This window comes from Paenibacillus sp. 2KB_22 (assembly GCF_052115745.1).
In the GTDB taxonomy this organism is placed as follows: domain Bacteria; phylum Bacillota; class Bacilli; order Paenibacillales; family Paenibacillaceae; genus Paenibacillus.
Genome location: NZ_JBFRHG010000001.1, coordinates 1,862,043 through 1,885,188, shown reverse-complemented (window position 1 = coordinate 1,885,188; position 23,146 = coordinate 1,862,043). Strand labels below are relative to the sequence as shown.

At 48.3% G+C, this 23,146-nt stretch carries 23 protein-coding genes; 17 read left to right on the top strand and 6 right to left on the bottom strand.

The window, feature by feature from the left end; translation table 11 throughout:
* Positions 1 to 9 precede the first annotated feature (9 nt).
* The 4 genes from AB4111_RS08120 to AB4111_RS08105 are packed head-to-tail and all read left to right on the top strand — an operon-like array spanning position 10 to position 5,522.
* On the top strand, positions 10 to 2,595 hold the full coding sequence (locus AB4111_RS08120; protein WP_442031102.1) for a DUF5696 domain-containing protein: 2,586 nt from the start codon (positions 10 to 12) through the stop codon (positions 2,593 to 2,595).
* A complete protein-coding gene (locus AB4111_RS08115) occupies positions 2,592 to 3,491 on the top strand; it encodes a carbohydrate ABC transporter permease (RefSeq protein WP_442031101.1) in 900 nt (299 codons plus the stop codon). Before AB4111_RS08120 ends, AB4111_RS08115 begins: the two co-directional genes overlap by 4 nt.
* Before the next feature lie 28 nt (positions 3,492 to 3,519).
* Entirely contained in the window at positions 3,520 to 4,530 is a 1,011-nt protein-coding gene (locus AB4111_RS08110) for a carbohydrate ABC transporter permease (protein ID WP_442031100.1), read from the top strand.
* A 29-nt stretch (positions 4,531 to 4,559) separates the two neighbouring features.
* Complete coding sequence (locus AB4111_RS08105; protein WP_442031099.1) at positions 4,560 to 5,522, top strand: glycosyl hydrolase; 963 nt, start codon at positions 4,560 to 4,562, stop codon at positions 5,520 to 5,522.
* Between the two features lie 153 nt (positions 5,523 to 5,675).
* Here the strand turns inward: AB4111_RS08105 and AB4111_RS08100 are convergent, their stop codons facing one another.
* A complete protein-coding gene (locus AB4111_RS08100; RefSeq protein WP_442031098.1) occupies positions 5,676 to 5,942 on the bottom strand; it encodes a SunI/YnzG family protein in 267 nt (88 codons plus the stop codon).
* 160 nt (positions 5,943 to 6,102) lie between these two features.
* Here AB4111_RS08100 and AB4111_RS08095 point away from each other — a divergent pair, with 160 nt between their 5' ends.
* Together AB4111_RS08095 and AB4111_RS08090 are read left to right on the top strand one after the other, a co-directional pair.
* The gene (locus AB4111_RS08095) at positions 6,103 to 6,645 is read left to right on the top strand and encodes a hypothetical protein (RefSeq protein ID WP_442031097.1); all 543 of its coding nucleotides are present in this window, start codon (positions 6,103 to 6,105) and stop codon (positions 6,643 to 6,645) included.
* A gap of 178 nt (positions 6,646 to 6,823) precedes the next feature.
* Complete coding sequence (locus tag AB4111_RS08090) at positions 6,824 to 7,432, top strand: DUF1349 domain-containing protein (RefSeq protein WP_105597907.1); 609 nt, start codon at positions 6,824 to 6,826, stop codon at positions 7,430 to 7,432.
* 25 nt (positions 7,433 to 7,457) lie between these two features.
* On the opposite strand, the gene AB4111_RS08085 is transcribed toward AB4111_RS08090, so the two are convergent.
* From AB4111_RS08085 to AB4111_RS08075, 3 genes are all read right to left on the bottom strand, one after another.
* Complete coding sequence (locus AB4111_RS08085) at positions 7,458 to 8,573, bottom strand: MFS transporter (RefSeq protein ID WP_442031096.1); 1,116 nt, start codon at positions 8,571 to 8,573, stop codon at positions 7,458 to 7,460.
* A 79-nt stretch (positions 8,574 to 8,652) separates the two neighbouring features.
* Complete coding sequence (locus AB4111_RS08080) at positions 8,653 to 9,183, bottom strand: TetR/AcrR family transcriptional regulator (protein WP_442031095.1); 531 nt, start codon at positions 9,181 to 9,183, stop codon at positions 8,653 to 8,655.
* 78 nt (positions 9,184 to 9,261) lie between these two features.
* Positions 9,262 to 10,032: a DeoR/GlpR family DNA-binding transcription regulator gene (locus AB4111_RS08075; RefSeq protein WP_442031094.1), complete on the bottom strand. Its 771-nt coding sequence runs from the start codon at positions 10,030 to 10,032 to the stop codon at positions 9,262 to 9,264.
* A 354-nt stretch (positions 10,033 to 10,386) separates the two neighbouring features.
* Here AB4111_RS08075 and AB4111_RS08070 point away from each other — a divergent pair, with 354 nt between their 5' ends.
* From AB4111_RS08070 to AB4111_RS08055, 4 genes are all read left to right on the top strand, one after another.
* A complete protein-coding gene (locus tag AB4111_RS08070) occupies positions 10,387 to 11,352 on the top strand; it encodes a metallophosphoesterase family protein (RefSeq protein ID WP_442031093.1) in 966 nt (321 codons plus the stop codon).
* 42 nt (positions 11,353 to 11,394) lie between these two features.
* Positions 11,395 to 12,252, top strand: coding sequence for a DMT family transporter (locus tag AB4111_RS08065; protein ID WP_442031092.1), 858 nt, complete (start codon positions 11,395 to 11,397; stop codon positions 12,250 to 12,252).
* Positions 12,253 to 12,464: 212 nt separating this feature from the next.
* On the top strand, positions 12,465 to 13,016 hold the full coding sequence (locus AB4111_RS08060) for a nucleotidyltransferase family protein (RefSeq protein WP_442031091.1): 552 nt from the start codon (positions 12,465 to 12,467) through the stop codon (positions 13,014 to 13,016).
* Positions 13,017 to 13,069: 53 nt separating this feature from the next.
* A complete protein-coding gene (locus AB4111_RS08055; RefSeq protein WP_442031090.1) occupies positions 13,070 to 13,801 on the top strand; it encodes a YdcF family protein in 732 nt (243 codons plus the stop codon).
* A gap of 76 nt (positions 13,802 to 13,877) precedes the next feature.
* Here the strand turns inward: AB4111_RS08055 and AB4111_RS08050 are convergent, their stop codons facing one another.
* Together AB4111_RS08050 and AB4111_RS08045 are read right to left on the bottom strand one after the other, a co-directional pair.
* On the bottom strand, positions 13,878 to 15,248 hold the full coding sequence (locus AB4111_RS08050; protein ID WP_442031089.1) for a M56 family metallopeptidase: 1,371 nt from the start codon (positions 15,246 to 15,248) through the stop codon (positions 13,878 to 13,880).
* A 9-nt stretch (positions 15,249 to 15,257) separates the two neighbouring features.
* The gene (locus tag AB4111_RS08045; RefSeq protein ID WP_339240744.1) at positions 15,258 to 15,632 is read right to left on the bottom strand and encodes a BlaI/MecI/CopY family transcriptional regulator; all 375 of its coding nucleotides are present in this window, start codon (positions 15,630 to 15,632) and stop codon (positions 15,258 to 15,260) included.
* A 167-nt stretch (positions 15,633 to 15,799) separates the two neighbouring features.
* Here AB4111_RS08045 and AB4111_RS08040 point away from each other — a divergent pair, with 167 nt between their 5' ends.
* The 7 genes from AB4111_RS08040 (at position 15,800) to AB4111_RS08010 (ending at position 23,121) form a co-directional block, all read left to right on the top strand.
* Positions 15,800 to 16,321, top strand: a complete 522-nt coding sequence (locus AB4111_RS08040) for a hypothetical protein (RefSeq protein WP_442031088.1) — start codon at positions 15,800 to 15,802, stop codon at positions 16,319 to 16,321.
* Between the two features lie 117 nt (positions 16,322 to 16,438).
* Positions 16,439 to 17,329: a TIGR01777 family oxidoreductase gene (locus AB4111_RS08035; protein ID WP_442031087.1), complete on the top strand. Its 891-nt coding sequence runs from the start codon at positions 16,439 to 16,441 to the stop codon at positions 17,327 to 17,329.
* A 343-nt stretch (positions 17,330 to 17,672) separates the two neighbouring features.
* The gene (locus tag AB4111_RS08030) at positions 17,673 to 18,674 is read left to right on the top strand and encodes a beta-ketoacyl-ACP synthase III (protein ID WP_442031086.1); all 1,002 of its coding nucleotides are present in this window, start codon (positions 17,673 to 17,675) and stop codon (positions 18,672 to 18,674) included.
* Positions 18,664 to 19,956 carry an ATP-grasp domain-containing protein gene (locus AB4111_RS08025; protein WP_442031085.1) on the top strand — a complete coding sequence of 431 codons (1,293 nt, stop codon included), beginning with the start codon at positions 18,664 to 18,666 and terminating at the stop codon, positions 19,954 to 19,956. Before AB4111_RS08030 ends, AB4111_RS08025 begins: the two co-directional genes overlap by 11 nt.
* Positions 19,953 to 20,948, top strand: coding sequence for an NAD-dependent epimerase/dehydratase family protein (locus AB4111_RS08020; protein ID WP_442031084.1), 996 nt, complete (start codon positions 19,953 to 19,955; stop codon positions 20,946 to 20,948). Before AB4111_RS08025 ends, AB4111_RS08020 begins: the two co-directional genes overlap by 4 nt.
* Positions 20,942 to 21,802 carry an MBL fold metallo-hydrolase gene (locus AB4111_RS08015; protein ID WP_442031083.1) on the top strand — a complete coding sequence of 287 codons (861 nt, stop codon included), beginning with the start codon at positions 20,942 to 20,944 and terminating at the stop codon, positions 21,800 to 21,802. The genes AB4111_RS08020 and AB4111_RS08015 overlap by 7 nt, the downstream gene beginning before the upstream one ends.
* A complete protein-coding gene (locus tag AB4111_RS08010; protein WP_442031082.1) occupies positions 21,799 to 23,121 on the top strand; it encodes a F390 synthetase-related protein in 1,323 nt (440 codons plus the stop codon). The genes AB4111_RS08015 and AB4111_RS08010 overlap by 4 nt, the downstream gene beginning before the upstream one ends.
* Positions 23,122 to 23,146 lie beyond the last annotated feature (25 nt).

The following is a 23,146-nucleotide window of genomic DNA, read 5'->3' as shown; positions in this document are numbered from 1 at the left end:
GCGGCATCCGTGAATAAAAGGCAACGAATATATACGGTGCTGGCTGGTGGTGCAGCTGTAATCATGATTGCAGCCGGACTGCTGTATATAAACAACAGGGGCATTCCTGCCGTAGAAGCGGCGGCTTATCTGGATGCAACAACCGAAGCCATGCCCGTCACGGAGGAACCGTTGCAGTTTCGTAGTGACTCTTCGCAGGGGGTGCCTGGGATGCAGCTGGTCGCCGAAGATCAGGGTTTAGCCTTGTACTATAACGAGGAGACAACGGAAATTGCCGTTCGTGACGGGAAAAGTGGAGAGGTCTGGTACAGCAACCCGAAAGAACGGGCTGAGGACGGTCTTGCTTCTGCGTATGAAAAAGAAGTGCTGTCCTCCCAGTTAAACGTGTCTTTCCGGGATGCGATGGGCACACTGGAGAACTTTCCAAATTTCAGTTCGAGTATAAGCAACAAACAATTCACAGTGGGTCAGATCGATCAGGGGATTCGGGTGAACTATACACTTGGTGATACATCACTTGGTATTGATGCGCTGCCTAAACTGATTAGCAAACAGCGCCTGGAGGAGAAAGTACTTTCCAAACTGGACGCTACTGTCGCAAGATACACATCTGCCCGTTATTATCCAACCAAGAACAATCCGGATATTCTGGAGCGGCTGGATGGACAGATTTCGAAGCAACTTGTGCTGAACAAGATGTTGGGAGCCTTTGAGACGGCGGGTTACACGGCGGACGATCTGGCTTTTGACAATCAGGAGAACGGGGTCGAAGGCGGAGGTGTATCGGATAAGCCCAGCTTCGTGATTCCTGTGGAATACCGACTGGAGAAGGGAGCGCTTGTTGTGAGCGTGCCCCTGAGTCAGTTTCAGGAAAGTGGGCAATACCGCATTCGAAATATTGATTTGCTCGCTTATTTTGGTGCTGCGGATACGAAAGGTGAAGGCTACATGCTCGTACCTGACGGTTCGGGTAGCCTGATCCACCTGAACAACGGGAAAACCCAGGAAGAGCAGTATGTACAGCGTGTATATGGGGCAGACCCGAATGATAATTCACTCAGTCGTCCTCAGGTTAGTGAATCCGCGCATATGCCTGTGTTTGGTCTCAAAAACGGGGAGAATGCCTGGTTTGCAGTCATTGAAAAAGGGGATGGCATAGCCAGTATCTCCGCGGATATAGGAGGCAGGCAGAACAGTTACAATCACGTGCATGCGACCTTCTCCTTGCGTGGTGAGGATGAACTGGAGATGTACACCTCGCAGAAAATGCAGGAGATTCAGCTGCTTGGCGAAGAGCCTTACCGCGGAGATATTCAGGTCCGCTATCATTTCCTTCATGGAGAAGACGCCAGTTACTCGGGGATGGCTCGCCTGTATCAACAGCAGTTAATAGACCAGGATGTACTGAAACCCCTCGCGGAACAGACAGCGTTGCCGTTTTATGTAGATGTGCTTGGTGCAGTGGACAAAAAGGCTTCGTTCCTAAGCGTGCCCTATCGGACCACTTTAGCTATGACGACGTACGAACAGGCCACCGAAATGGCAGCGAAGTTACAGCAGAATGGTGTGAACCGTGTACAAATGCGGTATCAGGGATGGTTCGGCGGTGGTATCAGCCATCATACGCCAACGCAGGTGAAGTTGGACAATGAAGTAGGCAGTCGTTCCGAACTTCAGGCGTTGTCCGCTAAGCTGGAGCAGTCGGGTGGAGCTTTGTACCCGGATGTGGCTTTCCAGCACATTTATCACAATGATATGCGCTTTGCTCCTTCTTCGGATGCGGCGCGGTTTGTTACAAAGGAGACAGCAGAACTGTATCCATACAACCCTGCGCTTAATCGCATGGATCAGAGTAAGGACAGCTATTATTTGCTCTCAGCGGCCAAGCTTCCTTATGTGGTGAGTGAGTTTACTGACCAATTCAATCAACTGGACCTCGGCGGATTATCCCTTCGTGATCTGGGGCAGGTCCTGACTTCAGATTACCGGGATAGTCGGGTGATTCATCGGGAGACGGCGAAAAACATAGTGAAGGAGCAGCTGGGCCAGTTGGCACAGTCCTATCCGAACCTGATGGTATCCACAGCAAATAGCTACGCTTGGGGTAGTGCACAACATGTTGTGAATGTACCCGCAGGGTCGAGTCGGTTCAATATTACCGATGAAGAAGTTCCTTTTTATGCGATGGTCATTCATGGATACATGAACTATGCGGCATCTCCGATGAACACGTCGGGGGATCAGGATCTCCGCAAACAGTTGCTGCGAAGCCTGGAGCTTGGGGCCGCTCCATATTTCCAATGGACCTATGAACCCTCATCCAGGCTGAAGCTGACGAATTATGATTCGGCCTACGCAACGGAGTACAGCTATTGGGTGGATGACGCCATTGCTTTGTATAAGCAGGCCGATGAAGTACTGGGAGATTTAACGAATGAGAAAATCCTCAGACATGAACGCATTCAGCAAGGTGTGGTCCGAGTCACTTATACTGACGGTACAACCATTCTTGTGAATTACAATGCGGATGCAGTAACCGTGGATGGAACGACGGTTGGCGGGACGGACTATGTGGTGGGAGGAGTGAACCGATGAGAACCATTCGATTATCGCTGAAGTCACGGAGAGCGCTGCTTGGACTTGCATTTATTTCTCCGTGGTTGCTCGGTTTCATCTTCCTCTTTGCCACACCGCTCCTGCAATCGATTCGGTTCAGTTTGAGTAATCTGTCCGTTGCTCCGGGCGGTTACGTCCTGGACTTTGTTGGACTTAAAAATTTCAAGGATGCGCTTCTGGTTGATGCTACATACAACCGGATTCTGGTGGATTCCGTAGGAGCGATGTTGCTGAATGTGCCGATGATTCTGTTCTTCAGTCTGTTTACGGCAACACTGCTTAACCAGAAGTTCAGAGGTAGGACGATGGCGCGTGCGATCTTCTTCCTGCCGGTTATTCTGGCTTCCAGTGCAGTCGCAGCAGCAGAGTCTGCGGGATTGATCAATCTGATGGGGGATGCAAGTGCTGTCGATGCGGCCGCTGATGGTGGTGCCTCGTTCAATGTGGTATCCATTGTGCGGATGCTGGCGGATGTGGGATTGCCAATGGCCTATGTGGATTACATCGTTGAAGCCATCATGCGAATTTATGAGATTATTAGCAGCTCGGGTGTGCAGATTCTGATTTTCCTTGCCGCGCTGCAATCGGTACCGGGATCAATGTATGAGGTTGCGAAGATCGAAGGGGCGACAGCCTATGAATCGTTCTGGAAAATTACATTTCCAATGGTTAGTCCATTGATTCTGACAAATGTCATCTATACAATCATTGATTCCTTTGCCGGAAGTCCGGTCACACAGGCTATCTATCAGACCGCATTCAAAACCCAGAACTTTGGCTTAAGCTCGGCGATGTCCTGGCTATATACGCTGGTGATTGGCCTTGTACTGATCGTAGTGGGCTGGGTACTGTCACGGCGTGTTCATTACAACTGACAGTTCACATTGAGGGAGGCTTCAGATTATGGCTGCATCAGGGACAGATCGCATGGTGGTAGTTCCGAAGCAGAATTACCACATGCAGCGGGTGCGAAACAAGACATCGGACCTTCTCTATTCTATATTCAGATATGCTTTGGTCATTGGTATTTCATTTATTATTTTATATCCGTTATTTCTCAAAGTGTCAGTGGCATTCAAGGACAAACAGGATATCTACAATCCAACGATTTATATGATTCCTCAGCACTTTACGCTGGATAATATTCGGCTAGCGGCGCAAGTGATGGATTACCTGCCTTTGCTGGCGAACACGTTATTGTTTGTTACCATCACAACGCTTCTGACAGCCATGTCCTGTGCGCTTGCAGGTTACGGCTTCGCCCGGTTTTCTTTTCCAGGCAGTAATGTGCTCTTTGTCCTGGTCATTCTCACCATTCTGGTGCCGACAAGTACGCTTATGGTGCCGATGTATCTGCATTTCCGCAGCTTTGATTTTATGGGCATGATCCAGTTGTTTACCGGAAAGAATGGCATCAATCTGCTGAATACGTATTGGCCTTCCATGATTACGGCGGCTACGGCAGGAGGACTGAAAGCGGGGCTGTTCATCTATATTTTCCGTCAGTTTTTCAAGGGAATGCCAAAGGAAATTGAGGAGGCCGCCCTGATTGACGGTGCTGGCGGATTCAAAACGTTCGCTCAAATCATGCTGCCCAATGCGATCTCACCGCTGATCACGGTCATTCTGTTCTCATTTGTCTGGCAGTACAACGATACGTTCTATTCGGCATTATTCATGAGTGAAAGTCCACTGATCTCACTGAAGGTGGCTTCCTTACCTGCTCAGGCGAACCAGTTGATCCCACAACTGATGGGCTTTGGCTCGAACTCGGGCATCAAGGCCGATCCGAACTATGTGGCGATGATCGTGGATACAGGCATTTTGCTGGCGATTGCACCACTGATTATTTTGTACTTGTTCGTGCAGCGTTATTTTGTGGAGAGCATTGAGCGCTCGGGGGTTGTGGGTTAACATGGTAAACCTAATTGGAGGTGTTAGCGATGACGGTACGTATGATCAACAGTGCTCCGGTGAATGAAGCAGCGACATCCGAAGCGAGAGAACTAATGGCGTTCCTGGTCGAGCGTTATGGGAAAGGGATGTTGTCAGGTCAGCAGGACTACAGCAATCTGAACTGGATTAATGAAAATACAGGGCGGAAACCAGCTGTGATTGGCTTCGATCTCATGGAATATTCGCCATCAAGAACAGAGCGCGGCGCGGTCTCTCAGGAGATTCGGGATGCCATTGCATGGCACCATCAAGGGGGAATCGTGACGCTATGCTGGCACTGGAATGCACCTACGAATCTGATCGATGAACCGGGCAAGGAGTGGTGGCGGGGGTTTTATACGGATGCGACTACCTATGATCTGAGTTCAGCGCTGGCTGATACTGAATCGGAAGCATATCAGTTATTGATCCGGGATATCGACGCGATTGCAGTTCACTTGCAAGAGTTGAAGGATGCTGGTGTGCCCGTGTTATTCCGACCGCTGCACGAAGCTGAAGGTGGATGGTTTTGGTGGGGAGCGAAAGGCCCCGAACCTGCCATACAGTTGTATAGGTTGTTGTATGATCGATTAGTGCACGAGCACGAGCTGTACAATCTCATCTGGGTCTGGAACTCGGAAAAACAGGAATGGTATCCAGGGGATGATGTCGTGGACATTGTGAGTGTGGATGTATACCCGGAAGCAGGAGATCACAGCCCGCTGGCTGCACGTTACACTAATCTGTGTGAGCTTGTGAAGGACCGCAAAATTATTGCACTGGCCGAGAACGGCTCCATCCCTGACCCCAAGCAAATGAAGGAACAGGATGTACACTGGAGTTGGTTCTGTACCTGGACAGGGGGATTTCTGAGGGACGGGACGCATAATGAACTGGCGTTTTTGAAGGAAGTGTATAACAGCGAAGAGATTATTACGTTGGATCAGCTACCGAAATGGAGTTGGTTGTAGGAACTTTACTTCGAACAACTGGTATTGCCATCAAAGAAGCGTGAGTACTCGCTGTAAGAATTAATGCGAATACTCACGCTTCTTTTTGGTTGCGTACATATGTAAATAGAGCTATTCCTTGGAGAAACATAAAAATCCGTTTCGAACCACAATCTAGTTTGCCGGTTGTAGCATATCTCGGATATTGGAATATAAATTCACACTGTTCGTGAATAAGATATATGATTGATTAACCGTACGGATCAGAATCCTCTCGCTTGTGCCATTAACCGGACCGATTCGAATGGCGGATGGTTCGCTGCCACCGTATGTATCATCCAGAGTGACCGATGTGATATGTACAATTGGAATTTCGATTTTGGAGAACTGCCAGCGGATGACCAGTTGATCTTCCATTTTTTTCACGTTAACACCAAACATAGATTGATCTCCTCCTGTTGTAATTCATATCATTGAAGTAATCTTGTATGTCCAGTTTATCATATTTTGGATAAAATTACCTTATTAATAGTAAGGGGCGGCGATTTCTATCAACTGAATTTAAAAGTCCAAATCGATCCTGTTCAAAGGAGGGGAATGTATGCACGACTGGAATGCCTATCATTATTTTGAACAAAGTCTTGGTCCTTTCAAAAATCTCTCCAGCCTGTCTGCGGATGAAGCAGAAACAGTTACACAGAAGATCCGTCTTCAGGGAAGGAACTTTGCCAGTCGACGACCCGCAGATTACATGGCAATTCGCAGAACGCTTGAGCAAAGGGCTTATGAACAGTTTGTTGCCAAAGGTGGGAAGCCGCTACAATCATATCCACATTATCTGACGCTCGGTGCATGCGAATGGCTGTTGTCCTGGTATTCAGAACCCGATCATGTAATCATTCCATGGGATGACCTTCCAGATGCAGTTGTGAGTTTTACCTACGGGGACTTGTTTCCAACAATGAGGTTTGACGATGCTAAACCTTATCGTAAGCAGATCTATACCAAGCATGAAATCATGGAAGTTATTCAGTTCTATGGTTGGCCTCAGGAATGGAACCGTAAAGGTGATAAGGGGCCGGAACGATATATTGAGGTACAGGTCTGGGATGAACGTATTATCCAATCGTGCACACGTGACTGAGCCCGTTATGAAGAAATTTGATTTTATCATCGATCCCCAGAAGTGATCATGCGGAGATATCAGTGTACGATATTGAGGGTGGGATATTTGAGTAAAACCTACAGGATTAACCATCGTATATACCGAATACAAATAGAGAAATTAGTAAACTTATACTCCAACACAAAGGGTGTGCCACATGACGAATCTATTCGAACATTGTTCAGGTCAAACATTATCTGCAAACCTGGGATGGCTGAACGAGCCAGCAGATTGGTCCGTTGAAGACGGCAAAGTAACGATAACCGTTTCGCCAGTCAGTGACTTTTTCATTGATCCAGGAGGTGACCCGGTGAAAGCCTCAGCTCCATTTTTACATACGATAATCAAGGGAGATTTCAGCATCGTCACTCAAGTACAGGTGGACATGAAAGAACAGTATGACTCGGGCTGTCTGATGGTAATGGTGGACGATACGAATTGGGCTAAAGTCTGCTTTGAATTTTTTGAAGAACAGCCGTCCATTCTCAGTGTTGTGACCCGTGGTAACTCGGATGATTGTGTATCATCCCCTATAGATGTCAGCAAGCCTTATTTACGTGTAGCCCGCGCAGGCAGCAGCTTTGCTTTCCATTATTCTCAAGATGGTGAGAAGTGGAAGCTGGTACGTTATTTTGGCCTCGATTGCCCCGAAGAGATCAAAGTTGGCATTGTGGCCCAATCCCCAATCGGGCAAGGGACCACAGTTACTTTTGCAGATGTACGGCTTCAACATGGACTGACCGGAAGTGTACGCCGAGTAGAATAACACAACCGTAAGGTTGTTATAGCATTTATTTCACCCGAATCAACAATCCGAACAGGCCGAGTACAGCAAAGGCCAGAAATGCCGTTGTATTGGAGAACACTTCAATCGTGTAACCTGCCATGGATGAGCCAAGGAATTGCCCAGCACCCAGCGCAAGAAAGGCAAGACTAATTCCGATGGATACATTTGGACTGAATAGTCGCGTTGCCCAAACGATAAATACACTGGTCAGGAAAATATATGTGCTGCCAAATATGATCGCAGAGATCAGGCTTGCTGCCATGGATGGAAGAAGGATTACCCCCAGCGAGATAGCCAATAAAAGTATACCTATCCGGTAGGACCACCCAATCTCAATACGTTCAATAATGCGTCCAGCGCATCCGCCGAGTATCCCCATAACCCCCATCACAATCCAGAACAACACGGCTTCCGAATCGGAGGCCCCTTTCTCGTCCGTGAGGAAGTTTCGGGCAAAGGTCCAGTAGATTGCCGAACTAACGCCTGTTAACAGACAAGCCATCAGAAGAGCAGACCCGGGTCTGGTTGGTTTCATACATGTCCAGAGTGACTTGGTACAAGGCAGTGTCTTGGTTGCCGGAATGACACGTCTGTTCCACAACAGAACGACAACACCGATCACAGCAAACAGGATGTAGGTTAGACGCCAGTAATCCGTGAACAGCCAGTAGAGTGGGCCGGATATAACAATTCCGAAGCTGGTCCCTGTATTAATCCAGCTATTGCCTCTTGCTTGCAAATCCGGTGCAAGTTCGGCATTAACCGTGTTACCGAGTGCCGGAGAGGCCCAGCCTGTACTCAAACCAGCTAGAAATACACTAAATGCAAGAACCCATGCATTCTGAGACAGGGCGATTCCGGTTAATCCGAGCACTGCACTGATCCCTGCCAATTGAATGACATAATGATGCCCCTTGCGATTAATCAACATGGGTGCAGTTAGAAGGGACAGACAATAGGCAATATACGTTCCTGAGTTAATCGCCCCAGAGGCTGCATCATTCAAGTGTAAGGCTTTCGAAATTTCCGGCATAAACAATCCATAACTGAATCTCCCGAATGCATAACATACAGCGATAAGTGCAATGCCTGGGAAGATAATTTTTTTTATTAAATCCACCGCCTTTTAGATAGAACGATCATTATAATTTCATTTAAATAAAAAAGTGAGTTGAACTACTAACTCACCCGGAATAGCATTATTTGAAACTGGTTTGCGTCATATGGATCAATTCACGGCAGACGTCATTTACATTTTCTGTCTCAGCAAGTGCCGTAGAACCTTCCAGCAGCAGGGAGAATCGCAACAGATCTCGATCACTTGCAGCAGGCGCCAATGTTTGGATTAATGTTCTCATATGTCTTTTATGCGCATTCACTGTCTGAACGATGATATGGTCTGTGTGACCTCCGAATTCTTCCTTGGCGCGTAAGAACAAGCATCCCCTTGATTCGTGTTCTTTTAGCCAAGTTGCATGTCCTTCAGCCAGATTGATAAACATGGGTTGCTCTTTATTGTTTGCATATTGCCGGAGCTGTTCCAAATAACGCTGTTCGCGCCGCAGGAGTACTTGGACGATGAGATCATCCTTGGACTCAAAGTGGTTATATAACGTCATGATAGCGATCCCGGCATCCGTGATAATTCGCTTTAAGCCAATAGAATGGAAGCCATGAAGGTAGAACAATTCTTCAGCCACGTTCAAAAGCATTTCTTTTTTGCTGCTCATAATCAGGAATGTCCTCTCTTGAAAATAGGATAGAACGGTCATTATACCTTATAAAGGTATAAAAAATGGCTCACACTGTCAAATCGTGTGAACCGTTTCAATCTCCATTTGATGCAGAGCCTCAACCCATTCTGTCGAACATCCGGAGTCTGTAATGACCATTGATATGTGATTCATGGGGGAGATCTGTGCAAACGTGGATCGACCAAATTTGGTGTGATCGGCTACCAAAATGGACTCTTCTGCTCGTTCCATCATTCTGCGGGAAACAAGTGCTTCTTCCAGCAAATAGTCCGTTATACCATCCATTAACGAAACACCGCCGGCAGAGATGAATGCTTTGTTTACTTTGAACTGACTCAGCAATTCATGTGTGACTGGCCCCGTGGAAGCTTGTACCGCTGAATTGATTTCACCTCCAGCAAAAATGATTTTACCTGCAAAACCTTCCAGCGCACAGGTGAGGATTGGAACTGAGTTGGTGATGACAGTCACCTGTGACCGATTTCTTAGTTGACGCATGATCTCCAGTGTTGTTGTGCCATTGTCCAGCATCACGGTTTCACCATCTTCAATCAGAGCGGCGGCTGCTATGCCGATGCGCTGTTTCTCATTCATCTGAAGTTGCGCACGCTTTTGAAAAGGGGCTTCGATCATTCCTGAACGTACACGAACAGCTCCGCCATAGACTTTACGCAATTCGCCTTCTTTTTCAAGTCGATCCAGATCGCGCCGTATGGTTTCTGTAGATACCTGAAACAGATCTGCCAAAGCCTGAACCTGAACTTTCCCTTGGGTAGCCAGACGGGTAAGAATAGTGTTTTTGCGCTCTTCATACGTTAGAGACATACGTTGTCGAACCTCCTGTATTGCGTATACATATGTATTTTAAATTTATGAGTTGTGTAGTCTTGTGGATTTATGTTGATTTATATAGTTTAAAAGGTCAAGCGAAGCTTGTCAATTTGCCGAACGTTATTTTAAATGAAATAAATCTGCACCATTTAAAATCTTGATTATTTTGTTAATCAAGAACATGGGACAGAGATGTGATGATGAAGTTAATGATGTATTGACAGTACTATCATGTGAAGATAAGATCATATAAAACAACATAATATCACAAGAAACAACATACAGAGTGTAACGAGATCAGGATTATATAACATGTATTTTACTTACTACTAATGAGGGGGTCAAAGAGTGAAGCGACAGCTGACTTTTCAAAAAAATGGAACGTTTAAAATTGTGCAGTTTACAGATCTGCACTGGAAAGACGGTCGTCCTGAGGATATCAGAACCCGGCAGTTAATGAATACCGTTGTTCAGGCGGAACAACCCGATCTGGTGGTGTTTACTGGTGATGTGATCTATACGGGTCCGGTGGATCAGGGGAAAAAGGCATGTGAGCATCCAGAGCAGGCTTTCCGTGAGGCCGTAGCAGTTGTGGAGGAGTGTGGCATTCCGTGGGCATTTGTGTACGGCAATCACGATACGGAAAATCGAATTACTCCCGATGGATTAATGGATGTCATTCAGGAGCATGAGCATAACGTGACAGAGCCTGGTCCAAGCGAGATTGCAGGTATGAGCAATTACACGCTGGAGGTAGCCGATTCGGATGGCAGTCCGGCTGCAGTGTTATATTTCCTCGATTCAGGGAGTTATTCCACAGTTGAGTCTATTCCCGGCTATGACTGGATTCAGCCCAATCAGATCCAGTGGCTGATGTCTGAATCCATACGCGTCAATCCTGGCCGCAGCCGCGGGGATAAGCTACCAGCCTTGGCGTTTTTCCATATCCCGATTCCTGAATACCAGTCCATGTGGGACACGCAGATCTGTTATGGCAGCAAGTACGAGCCTGTCTGTTCTGCCCAAGTGAACTCGGGGCTGTTCTCTGCACTGCTGGAGATGGGCGATGTGATGGGAACCTTTTGCGGACATGATCATGTGAATGATTTTCACGGGAATTACCACGGCATTCGTCTCTGCTATGGGCGTTCGAGTGGGCACAGTACATATGGAAGGGAAGGCATGCTGCGCGGAGGACGCGTCATTCAGTTGAATGCGGGACAACACAGCTTTGATACATGGCTTCGTCTGGAAGACGGCTCTGTCGTGAAGGGACAGCCAGAACATCAACCTGAGAGCGCTTCATCACAATAGAGTATATAAAAGAGTAATGGAGTAGAGAGGAACGTTTTGATTATGATTTTACCTATAATGCTGGTACTGGCTTCCGGGATGGCTCATGCCGTCTGGAGCATGTTTACCAAGCGCAGTCTGAATAAAAGTGTGTTTTTGTGGTCCATTATGATGATTCCAACGATTATATTGCTTCCTGTACTCATTGTGGAATTGGCACGTGAACCCTTATCCCTGGCAGCCTATGCGCTGCTGATTCTGTCGATGGGCTTGCAGGCATTGTACTCTTGGCTGTTGTCTCAGACCTACGAACTCGGCGATTTATCTCAGATCTATCCGATTATGCGGGGAACGAGCACCTTATTGGTACCTCTAATCGGAGTTACTTTTCTGGGCGAAACCTTATCATTGTACGGCTGGATCGGCATTGCGTGTATGCTCGGGGGATTTACGGTGCTTAGTGGTGTCGGAAGCAGGGATATTACGACGGGCTCACGTGTAAAGGGGTTAAAGCCGGTTTTGATGGCTTTAAGTGTAGGATTATGTACAACCAGTTACGTGTTCGTGGATAAGCTGAATCTGGAACATATCTCACCCTTATCGTTACTTGAAGTGACCAACATTGGTTTTGTCGCCGGATTAACTCCTGCGTTGCTGGCTTCTCGTCAACTGCGTCAGGAGTGGAAGGTGAATCGATCGACTATTATGCTTGGCGCGTTACTGAATCCGGGCTCGTATCTGTTGTTTCTGTTTGCGTTACAGCAGGCACCGATGGCAAGACTGGGTCCCCTTCGGGAAGTAGGCACGATATTTGCAGCATTCCTCGGTATTTTACTGCTGAAAGAACAGCAGGGGAAAAAGCGTATTCTCTGTTCCGTCGTTATTTTTGCCGGCATTTTGCTGATTGGGATGTGGGGCTGACTAAAAAACATGAATCAGATTTCTTCATGCAATCCCCTCAGGTGAATGACCTTAAGATGCATCTGTTCAGATGACACTTATGGTGACCGCCTGAGGGGATTTGTTCATTTTATCGGAGACACCCAAACATGATATATTGGATGGAGGCACAGTAAGCAGGTAGAATAGATTGAGGGAGTGAGTAGAGCATCGGGAGTAAGGAGAAGGACCACTTGTTGCATGAAGAGAAATTCATCCGGGCAATTGCGGAGCACGAGCAATTAATGCATGACCTGCGGAGAGTCCGAGGTCTCCATCTGCCACAATGTTACATAGGTGCAGGATATATTCGCAATTATATCTGGGATGTTCTTCATGGATATGCTGTTCGCGAGCTGCACAGTGATATTGATGTTGTCTATTATGATGCGTCAGACCTGCGTGAGGAACGAGACATACAGTTGGAGTGTCAGCTTCGTGAGTTGACAGGCAATGCCAAGTGGTCGGTCAAAAATCAGGCGAGAATGCATCTGCGCAATGGCACAGATCCTTATCTTTCTACTGAAGATGCTCTTCGCTATTGGCCAGAGATTGTGACTGCCATAGGCGTACAGTTGGATGAAGAAGATCGGGTTAACATCTGCGCTCCTCATGGTCTGTATGATCTGTATGCGTTAATGGTTCGTCGAAGCCCGTTCTTCACGGATGCTGATTATTATAATCAACGTGTACAGAAGAAGTGCTGGCAACAACAGTGGCCCAAACTAACGATAATAACAGACTGAAAGATAAGTGATTTGCGGAAGTGCAGGTACAAGAAGGAGTGTCTACGGAATTGATGAAAAAGTTCTTACAAGAAAAGGGACTGATCATTGATCTTGTCCTGTTGGCATGTTTTGTAGCTTTTCTGGTCTTTTGGGGCCAAAGGTTTGCGGTCATGTTTTTCGGAATGATCACGGTGGCTTTTATTGTGCTAAGACGGATTGACTATCAGAAGCATGTTATTCTGAAACGGATTATCCTTACCGGATTTGGCGTGGTTGCCGTCTCTTTTGTCATTATTGAGGCCCTTGTGTTCACACAGCTTGGTGCGAATGATCCGGAAGAAGCGGACTATGTCATTATTCTGGGTTCAGGCATTCGGGGAACGGAATTGTCATTGACCCTCAAGCAAAGGTTGGATGCCAGTCTCGACTACATTCGAAGTCACCCTCAGACGCCGGTCATTGTATCGGGTGGGCAGGGACCTGGGGAATCGATTCCCGAAGCGCTCGCCATGAAAAACTATCTGATTGGACAGGGGATTAACCCCTCCCAAGTCATTATGGAAGATCGCTCCACGAGTACACAGGAGAACCTGGCCTTTTCCAAAAAAATCATTAATGAATCCGGATTGGAGCACCCCGAGATCATGATTGTCACCAGTGACTATCACATGTTCCGCTCCAAATACATCGCTGCCAAGAACGGTTATGCGGCAGAATACGGCATATCGGCCCCTTCACCGGGATATTTGAAGCCAGTCAACATGATCCGTGAATATTTTGCTACGATCAAAACGTTTATCTAATATGCAAAAGGACGAAGCGTAAGACTTATGCTTCGTCCTTTTGCATATATGGGTGTTATTGTTCCTTAACGTTGAGTTACTTCTTTGAAGGAACAAGTACAGCTTCCGAAACCTGATCCGCAGGGAGCGCTACCATTTCAGAAGATGAGGCAGGAGAAGGAACGGTTGCAGCCTCGGAAGCCTTGTCCTCGGAAGGGAGGGCTACCATCTCAGAAGATCCAGCAGGAGAAGGAACTGTGGCTGATTCTACAACTTGAGCCTCAGAATGTTCAGCAGTCGAAGGAGCAGGTACATTTTCTGAAACTTCATCCTCAGGGAGAGCCACGATTTCAGGCGTTTCGGAAGCAGCGGGGGCAGTTACAGCTTCAGAAATTCCGGATTTAGATGGAGAAGCTGCGATCTCAGGAGTTTCAGATACCAATGGAACAACCTGGGCCTCCGAAGCCTTAGCCTCTACTTTAACCGTATGGTTTGATGCCCATACTGCGGTGGATGTACTTATTCCTGTAATCAGCAATATGGCCCCCATACTTAACATCCAGTGTTTCTTGTTCAGTTTCTTCACATTAAACATGTTCATCAATCTCCTTTTTAATTGTTTGCCTTCACCCGATAGGGACGAACAAAATTGAGCAGGCATGTTCTTGGTTCCCGCCATCACATTTAAAATCGTTTCACCATACCTTCTCCGCTCTTCATGCGACATCTCTTTGACTACATCTTCATCACAGGCTAATTCGCTCCAGGTATGAATGTCCCGGCGAATCATATGAATCAGGGGATTGAACCAGTGCAGGGCACTGACTCCCAAGGTTAGAGCCTTGACCCACAGATCTTGATGTTTCAGATGTACCAATTCATGATGAATCACCATCTTGATGTCCATCTTTACCGTATTTTCGGGTGGAAGATATATTGTTGGTTTAAACAAGCCGACCAGTATAGGGCTCCGTACTGCCGTGCTGTGAGCAAGCGTGATATTGCGTTGGAGACCCAAAGCCTCTTTGATTAATGGTAGCTGTATAGCGGCTTCACTATCATAGAGAACTGGTGTACGTGTGCGTGATAGTTCATTCAAAAATCTCCGATAACAGTACACCTGCCATGCAGAAAAACCGATGACGCCAATGCCCCATATGCATAACAGGATCCAGGCTGTGCTTACAGAGATGGTTTGTGCCGAGATAAATGTCCCTGCAAGTAAGCCCGTAGATGTTGCATGATCCATACTCGGTACAGTTGATGTAGGAGGGAATGCAAAACCCAAAAGCCATGAAAGGCCAAGAGATACCGGGAGCAGATAGAACAAGAGAGCCATTTTACCGAGTCTGTAGAGCCACTTGGTCGGAAAAACAGATACAGGTATGAGTCGCAGTGCCAACATACATACGGCAACGATACTTCCAGCCACGGTCAGGCTGCACAGAATTTCAAAAAAGATGTTCATGATCTGCACCTACTTTTCCGAAAGCCATTTTTTCAGTTCTGAAATGTCATCGTCTGAAAGCTTATCACCGTCATACATGGCCGAAACCAAATTCTTGACTGAACCTTGATAAAGTCCATCAAGCACGTGCTGTGTTTCCTGTAGTTTGTAGTCTTCTGGTTGTAGAAGAGGCTTATAATCATTGATTCTTCCACGCCTCGTCACGGTAAGAGCGCCTTTATCCACCAATCTGGACAGAAAGGTAGACATGGTCTGCGCTTTCCACGCTTTCCCTTTCTCAGCGAATATGTCTAATAGCTCTGTCGAGGTGACGGGTGGATCGCATGACCATATAACGACCATTAACTCCATTTCTGTTTCGGATAATTTTTGAATCTGGTTCACAGTGAACACTCCTTAACGTCGTTATGCGTCCATAACGACCATATTACTACACTACGTAGTACGTATAAACTACTACAACTTGTAGTGGATAGTCAAGTTATCCTGATAGATGATTGCCAAACCATGTTATAATATAGGTCATTAATAGAAGAACGATGTAGGAGTGAATGATCATTACAGCATATCAATTACCTGCTCTCTATGAGCAGAAGCGAGTTTCAATGCACGAGATGGAAGAGATTGTACGCCTGTTGGCCCAGACACCGCTATTATACGATGATGGACAGAGCATTCAGGTTCAGGATTATATGGGAGGATTGGAGGTCGAACTTGAGCATGAGGTACGTCGCGCAGTGGCCCAGTTGTATGAACTGGCTGTTCAGGCTTGCCGGGTCTTCGTTGATCCTTTCGCGTACGAGCAGTTTCAGGATGTGCTTGGGCTACAGGCTGAGTTATGGCAGGAGGAAGTGCTCACTCTTGCGAAATGGGTGGACTGGCTGAAGCAGATCAGTGAAGGAAAAAGAACACTGCCCGAGTACAACTTTACAGCGATGCTTGGGACTTTGCCGGACGGATTCATGATCCATGACTTTTATGATGAACTCCGATATCAACTGGAACAAAACCCTGCAAACACATGGGCTATCGAAGAGCGGGATCGCTTGTACACGGCGCTGGGTGCGAATTAAATCAAACCAACGGGTCACCAGCGGTGTTTAATCTAATATCTGTATTTTGCATGCATAGAAACAATTTGATCTATTTATTGCGAAATCTTTACCCAGTATGGGAAATGAGGGGATACCGTGAAGAAGGTTGTCTTAGCTGGTGGAACGGGTTTTGTTGGACAGGATTTTGCCCAAAGGTTCAGGAAGCTGGGTTATGAGGTGTTAATTATCTCGCGTCAGCCCGGTCATATTGCCTGGGAGAATCGTGCCGGGATCATAGAGGCACTGGAAGAAGCAGAGATGTTAATTAACCTGGCAGGTAAATCGGTGAATTGCCGTTATACGGATGAGAATCGCAAAGTCATTCTGGAATCCAGAACGCGTACAACACGTATTCTCGGCGATGCCGTCCTGGCTTGTAATCATCCTCCCGAACTATGGATTAATTCGAGTACGGCGACTATATACAGACATGCTGAAGATCGTCCCATGACGGAAAAAGAAGGCGAGATTGGCTCTGGCTTCTCAGTGGACGTTGCCAAAGCTTGGGAACAGGCTTTCTTTGAATTCAGTCTGCCGTCTACGCGTCAGATTGCACTGCGAATTGCGATTGTGCTGGGCGAGGGCGGCGTGATGGTGCCCATGACGAACCTCGTCCGTTTTGGCCTGGGAGGATCTCAAGGTGCAGGAACACAGCAGTTCAGCTGGATTCATATCGAGGATCTGTTCCGCATGGTGATCTATCTGCAAGAGCATCCACATCTGAATGGTGTATTCAATGCGTCCTCCCCGCATCCGGTTACGAATCGGGAGCTCATGGCACGTCTGAGAGAACAGATGGGTGTTCGGATCGGGCTGCCCTCTCCTCGCTGGATGCTTGAACTGGGCGCACGCTTCATTCAGACCGAGACGGAATTGGTTCTCAAAAGTCGTTGGGTCATTCCTGAACGGTTGGAGATGGACGGCTTCACATTCACCTACGGTACGCTTGATACCGCTCTTGCCGAGATCCTGAGTAAGAAGAAATAATACTTCATACAAAAGAAAACACAACAGCAAGGGCAGAGGCATCTGCCCTTTATTATATATTTTAAGGCTTCTATACAGATGGCGTTTCGCCATTTGAGGTTAAGGACTCATTTCATTTATATATGTTCAACTAAACATTTACACGATAACGGAGAGGACAGAAATAACTTGAAGAAGCGAAGCGTGCGCCTTTATCCCCGGATTTTCCCTTTTTAAGAAGGGAATCAAAAAAATCTGGGGATAACAGCGATCGGAAAGTTGTTCTGTCATCGGAGTGTCTGTGTAAATACTAATTAGCTGAACTTATATATATCAGTCAGATGAACAGAAAGAGGTTGGGGAAATGCAACTTAGAAGAGTAAGGATTGCGGGAACAGGGAAGTACCTGCCTGATCAGGAGATCACCGATGAGGAACTGGATCGCCGCTTGGGCGTGCCTGCAGGCTGGGTTAGCAAAGCCACAGGTGTAGGTGTACGCCATTATGCTTCGGGTGAAGAAACCTCGTCCTTCATGGGCGCGCGGGCTGCCGAAGCTGCACTTGCGGATGCTGGATTACAATTCAGTGATATCGACTGCCTGGTGTGTACCAGTGGCACGAAGGAACAACCGTTGCCTAGTACGGCGGTATTTATCCAGCAGGCCATGGGGCAGCAAGATTCGGGCGTACCCGCCTTTGATATGGATGCAACCTGCCTGAGTTTCCTGAACGGACTGGATGTGATTTCCTATATGGTAGATGCCGGACGTTACCAGCGAGTACTGCTCGTAGCCACCGAGATTGCCTCAGCGGGACTAAATTGGTCGGATAAAGAGAGTACGGCCCTGTTCGGAGATGGAGCGGCCGCCGTTATTATTGAGCGTTCGCCTGAAGGGTCATCCTCACAGATTGTGCATGCTTCCCTTCGAACCTACAGCCGAGGTGCTCGCTTCTCGGAGATAGCAGGTGGAGGTACACGGCTGCATGCTTCGAATTATAATGCAGATCAGCCTGAACCTTACCTATTTCATATGGATGGACAGGCCATCTTCCGGATGGCTTCCAGACTTTTGCCCGACTTCATTAGTGATATGTTGCAGGCGACCGGGAACCGAATGGAGGATTTCCAATTGGTGATTCCCCATCAGGGGAGTGCGATGGCGATGAGACTGATCCGCAAGAAGCTTGGCATTGCTGAAGATCGGTTTATGGACATCACACGAAATCACGGCAATACAATTGCGGCATCGATCCCGATGGGTCTGCATGAAGCGATTAGACAACAGCGTATTCAGCGGGGAGATCGGGTGTTGATGATTGGCACGGCTGCCGGATTATCATTGGGAGGACTCATTTTTGACTACTAGATCTGGGGAAACCGGACATCGTACAGCTGCTTCTCTTCGTGTGCTGCTTACAGGCGGAAGGGCTCCCGTTACGCTCGATCTGGCACGTATGCTTCATCGGGCAGGCCATCGGGTCTATGTTGCGGAGAGTGCCGTACGGCATCTGACCAGATCATCCAGTGCAGTGGAACAGTGCGCTGTGGTCCCATCGCCGCGTCATAATACACGTGCTTATCTGGAAGAGCTGGAACGGTTGGCACAGGATTGGCAGATCGACCTGCTGATCCCCATGTGTGAAGAAGTCTTCTATGTTGCTCAAGGGGCAGACAGACTGCGTGCATATTGCCGTGTGCTGGTTACAACTCTGGAGCAGCTGCATGCGCTGCACCATAAATATGATTTTATCCAGCTTGCAGGTTCACTCGGTCTTTCGGTCCCGGATACACGTCTGATCAACAGTCGGCAGGAATGGACGGAAGCTCAGACTGTTCTGGGAGAAGCAGGAGATTGGGTGTGGAAACCGGTGTATTCCCGCTTCGCAGCCAAAGTTCGCATGCCCACACGTTTGATCGATGACGCTGGGGCAGGGACTGAGCAGGAAGGATACACAAGCAAAAAGAAGCATCGACAATTACGTAACGATCCTCCGGAAGAAGGGGGATTATCCTCTGCTTCGCCTTGGGTTGCGCAGGCCTTCATTCCGGGTCGGATGTTATGTACATACAGCATAGCCCACGAAGGGCAACTGGTTGCGCACGCCACTTACGACAGCCGCTACCGCACAGGAAGTGTGGGGGCCAGTGTGTTTTTTGAACAGGTGGAACATGAGGGTGCCCTTGCATGGGTGAGACAATTTGTGCTGGCAACAGGTTTTAGTGGACAGATTGGGTTTGATTTTATAGAAGGTCAGGATGGGCAAGTATACGCAATTGAATGTAATCCGAGGGCAACGAGTGGGATTCATCTGTTTCACCCTGGAGATGACTTGGTGCGTGCACTAACTGAACCGGAGACGTTGGTCAAGGAAGGAAGAATGATCACGCCCGCACGGGGCAGCAAAGCCATGCTCATGCTTCCCATGTTGGGAAGCGGGCTGCAGCAGATCTTCGGCAAAGGAAAGTTCCGGGCATGGGCAGCTGCCTGGCGTGGAGCCAGGGATGTGGTCTATATGCGAGAGGATATGCAGCCGTTATTTGAACAATTTGCAGTGGTGCTGACCGCCTGGCGTCTGGCAAGATCACAGAAGTTCTCGCTGACTGAAGCTTTGACTCACGACATAGAATGGAACGGTGAACAACAATGAACAGAGCATTGGTTACAGGAGCTACGGGATGCCTGGGCAGGCATCTCGCGATACGACTTGCAAAAGAAGGATGGGAAGTCACGGGCATGGGCCGACAGCCAAAGATTGGTGCAGAACTTGAGTCGGCAGGAATCCGATTTCTGAATGGAGATATACGGGATGAGGCGGCAGTAAATGTAGCGTGTACGGGGCAGGATGTGGTCTTTCACTGTGCGGCGCTATCATCACCATGGGGGAAGTATAAGGACTTTTATAGCAGTAATGTGGAAGGGACACAGAAACTCATGGATGGCTGCCTGAAAAATGATGTACAGCGATTCATACATGTCTCGACTCCAAGTATCTATTTTAACTACATACCGCGATTTAACGTACATGAGAATGACCCGTTGCCATCCAAACCAGCCAATCATTATGCAGCCACGAAGCTTCTCGCGGAGCAGGTTGTGATGGAGGGGCATGCGAAGGGACTTCCGTCGATCATGATTCGACCGCGAGCTATCTTTGGTCCGTATGATCAGACGTTATTTCCCAGAATTGTCGCAGCGAACGTGAAATCAGGCGTGCCGATGATCGGCGGGGGACAGGCATTAATTGATCTGACAGGTGTGGATAATGTGGTGGACGCCTTGTTGTTGTGCCGTGATGTTGATGCCACAGCACTCGGCAGAGCCTACAATATCTCCAATGGTGATCCAAGGGCGTTTAATGAGTTGGTAACCAGCCTGTTTGGCATGCTGGATATGCCGCTGCGTCGCCTTAATATTCCTTATCGGATGGCATATGGTGTGGCAGCGTTGCTGGAGCGAGTTCATGGCTATATTCCTGCGTTGGGTGAACCCGCGTTGACACGGTATACAGTCGGCTCTTTGTCCATCCCGCAGACGTTGGATATTAGGGATGCACGGGAGCAATTGGGATACGCCCCTCGGGTGTCTATTGAAGAGAGTTTACAACAATTTGCAGACTGGTGGAGGGCTGAATCATGCTGACGACAACTCCGGTAGAACTATATCTGGGTGCGGCAGGTTACTGTACACATCCAGAGTTTCTGACGCTGCGGGGTGGTCGGTTGAAGCCGGTGCCTTTCCCGGCAGGTTTTGCCTGCATCATTCACCCTGTACATGGACCAATCCTGCTGGATACGGGATATAGCTCCCGCTTTTTCACGGAAACGGCTCATCTGCCCAATGCACTGTATCGTCATATTACACCAGTAGTCTATCGTGAAGAGGATAGTGCCGTTCATTTTTTGGCTGGGCTTGGGCTGAAAGCTTCGGATATTCGGTATATCATCCTCTCCCATTTTCACGGCGATCACATCGCGGGTGTGCGAGATTTCCCGGAGGCACAATTCATCTATCTGCCAAGGGCTTATGATGCTGTGCGCTCCCTTGGTTCGATTGCGGCTGTGAAGGCAGGTTATCTGTCCGGGTTGCTGCCTGAGGATTTTGCGGCCAGATCATTGCCAGTTACGCGTCAGCCTGAGCGATGGACGAGAGCTGGAGAGGAGTTCCCTTTTGATGAGGTCTACGATATCTTTGGCGATGGCAGCCTGCTGGGGGTGGAAGTATCCGGTCATGCGGAAGGCATGATGGGACTTCTGTTGCGTACAGAAGAACATGATTATTTCCTGTGCGCGGACGCAGTGTGGTCGAGTCGGGCTTTTCGTGAACAGCGTAGGCCTCATGCGCTCGCGGGTATCATTATGTCTGATCGACAGGAATACCACCGTAACTTTGACAAGTTGGTTCAGCTGCATCAGCAGTTTCCCCACATTCGGATTGTGCCAAGTCATTGTCGAGATGTGCTGGACGCTTGGGGCACAGGAGGGCAGGACTTATGAGCAATCCACTTCGTATTGTGGTTCATTATGCGCTTGCACGTGGGCTGCGAACATGGAAAACGCGAGAACAACTGGAGCGCTGGCAAGAGCGTCGGATTATTCGACATGTTCATCAGATCCGCGCCCGATCTACGTTTTACCGGAAATGGTGGGGTGGCGTGGACGCATCCAACTGGAGAAGCTTTCCGTTGATTGACAAATCAATCATGATGCAGAACTTCGATACACTGAATACGGTGGGCATTACCAAGGACGAAGCGTTGGCTCTTGCAGGTGAGAGCGAAGAAACGCGTGACTTCAAACCCTCCATTCAGGGAGTGACTGTTGGATTGTCCTCGGGTACGTCAGGGAACCGGGGAATATTTCTGGTAAGTGATCGGGAGCAGGATGCGTGGACGGGCACGGTGCTGGCCAAGTTGCTGCCTGGTGGACTGTGGAAACCTGCCAAGATTGCGTTTTTCCTGCGGGCCAACAGTAATCTGTATGAATCGGTGCAGCGTGGTAAGTTACAGTTCCAGTACTTTGATCTGCTGGAGCGTGTGGAGACCTTGGTGAGACGATTGGAAGAATACCAACCTACCGTCTGGGTGGCTCCCCCATCCATGCTGCGTCTGTTGGCAGACGCCTATATGGCAGGTCACCTGACCGCTGTACCCGATAAAATCATCTCTGTTGCCGAGGTGTTGGACCCTCTGGATCGCAAGATACTGGAACAGGTCTTCGGACAGAACGTTCATCAAGTCTATCAGTGTACAGAAGGGTTCCTGGGAGCGACCTGTCGTTATGGCACACTGCATTTGAATGAGGATATAGTCCATATTGAAAAAGAGTACATGGACCCCGCCACCCGGCGGTTCGTGCCCATTATCACGGACTTCTCCAGAACATCACAACCGATCATCCGATATCGGCTGAATGATATTCTGACCGAGGCGGCGATACCATGCGCCTGTGGTTCCCCGTTTACCGCCATTGAGCGGATTGAAGGCCGCTGTGATGACACGCTTTATTTTACACATATACATACGGGTGAGGCGGTGCCGGTCTTTCCGGATTTCGTCACCCGTTCGGTCATTGCGGCTTCGCCAGAGATTGAACATTATCGTGTGGTGCAGCAAGAGGACGGGACGATGGAAGTATCCCTTCGGCTTGGCGGGAGCGCAGTGCTGGAGCAGGTGGAGACGGCTGTGCGGGGTGAACTGATGAAGCTGGGAGAGCGCCTGGAATGTACCTTACCTGAGATCAGATTTGTTCCGTATACATTTGAACCGGGAATTACGAAACTTCGCAGGGTCGAGAGACGACATAGCGGGGTATAAGGAATTCAGTAGTCGAGAGGTAGAG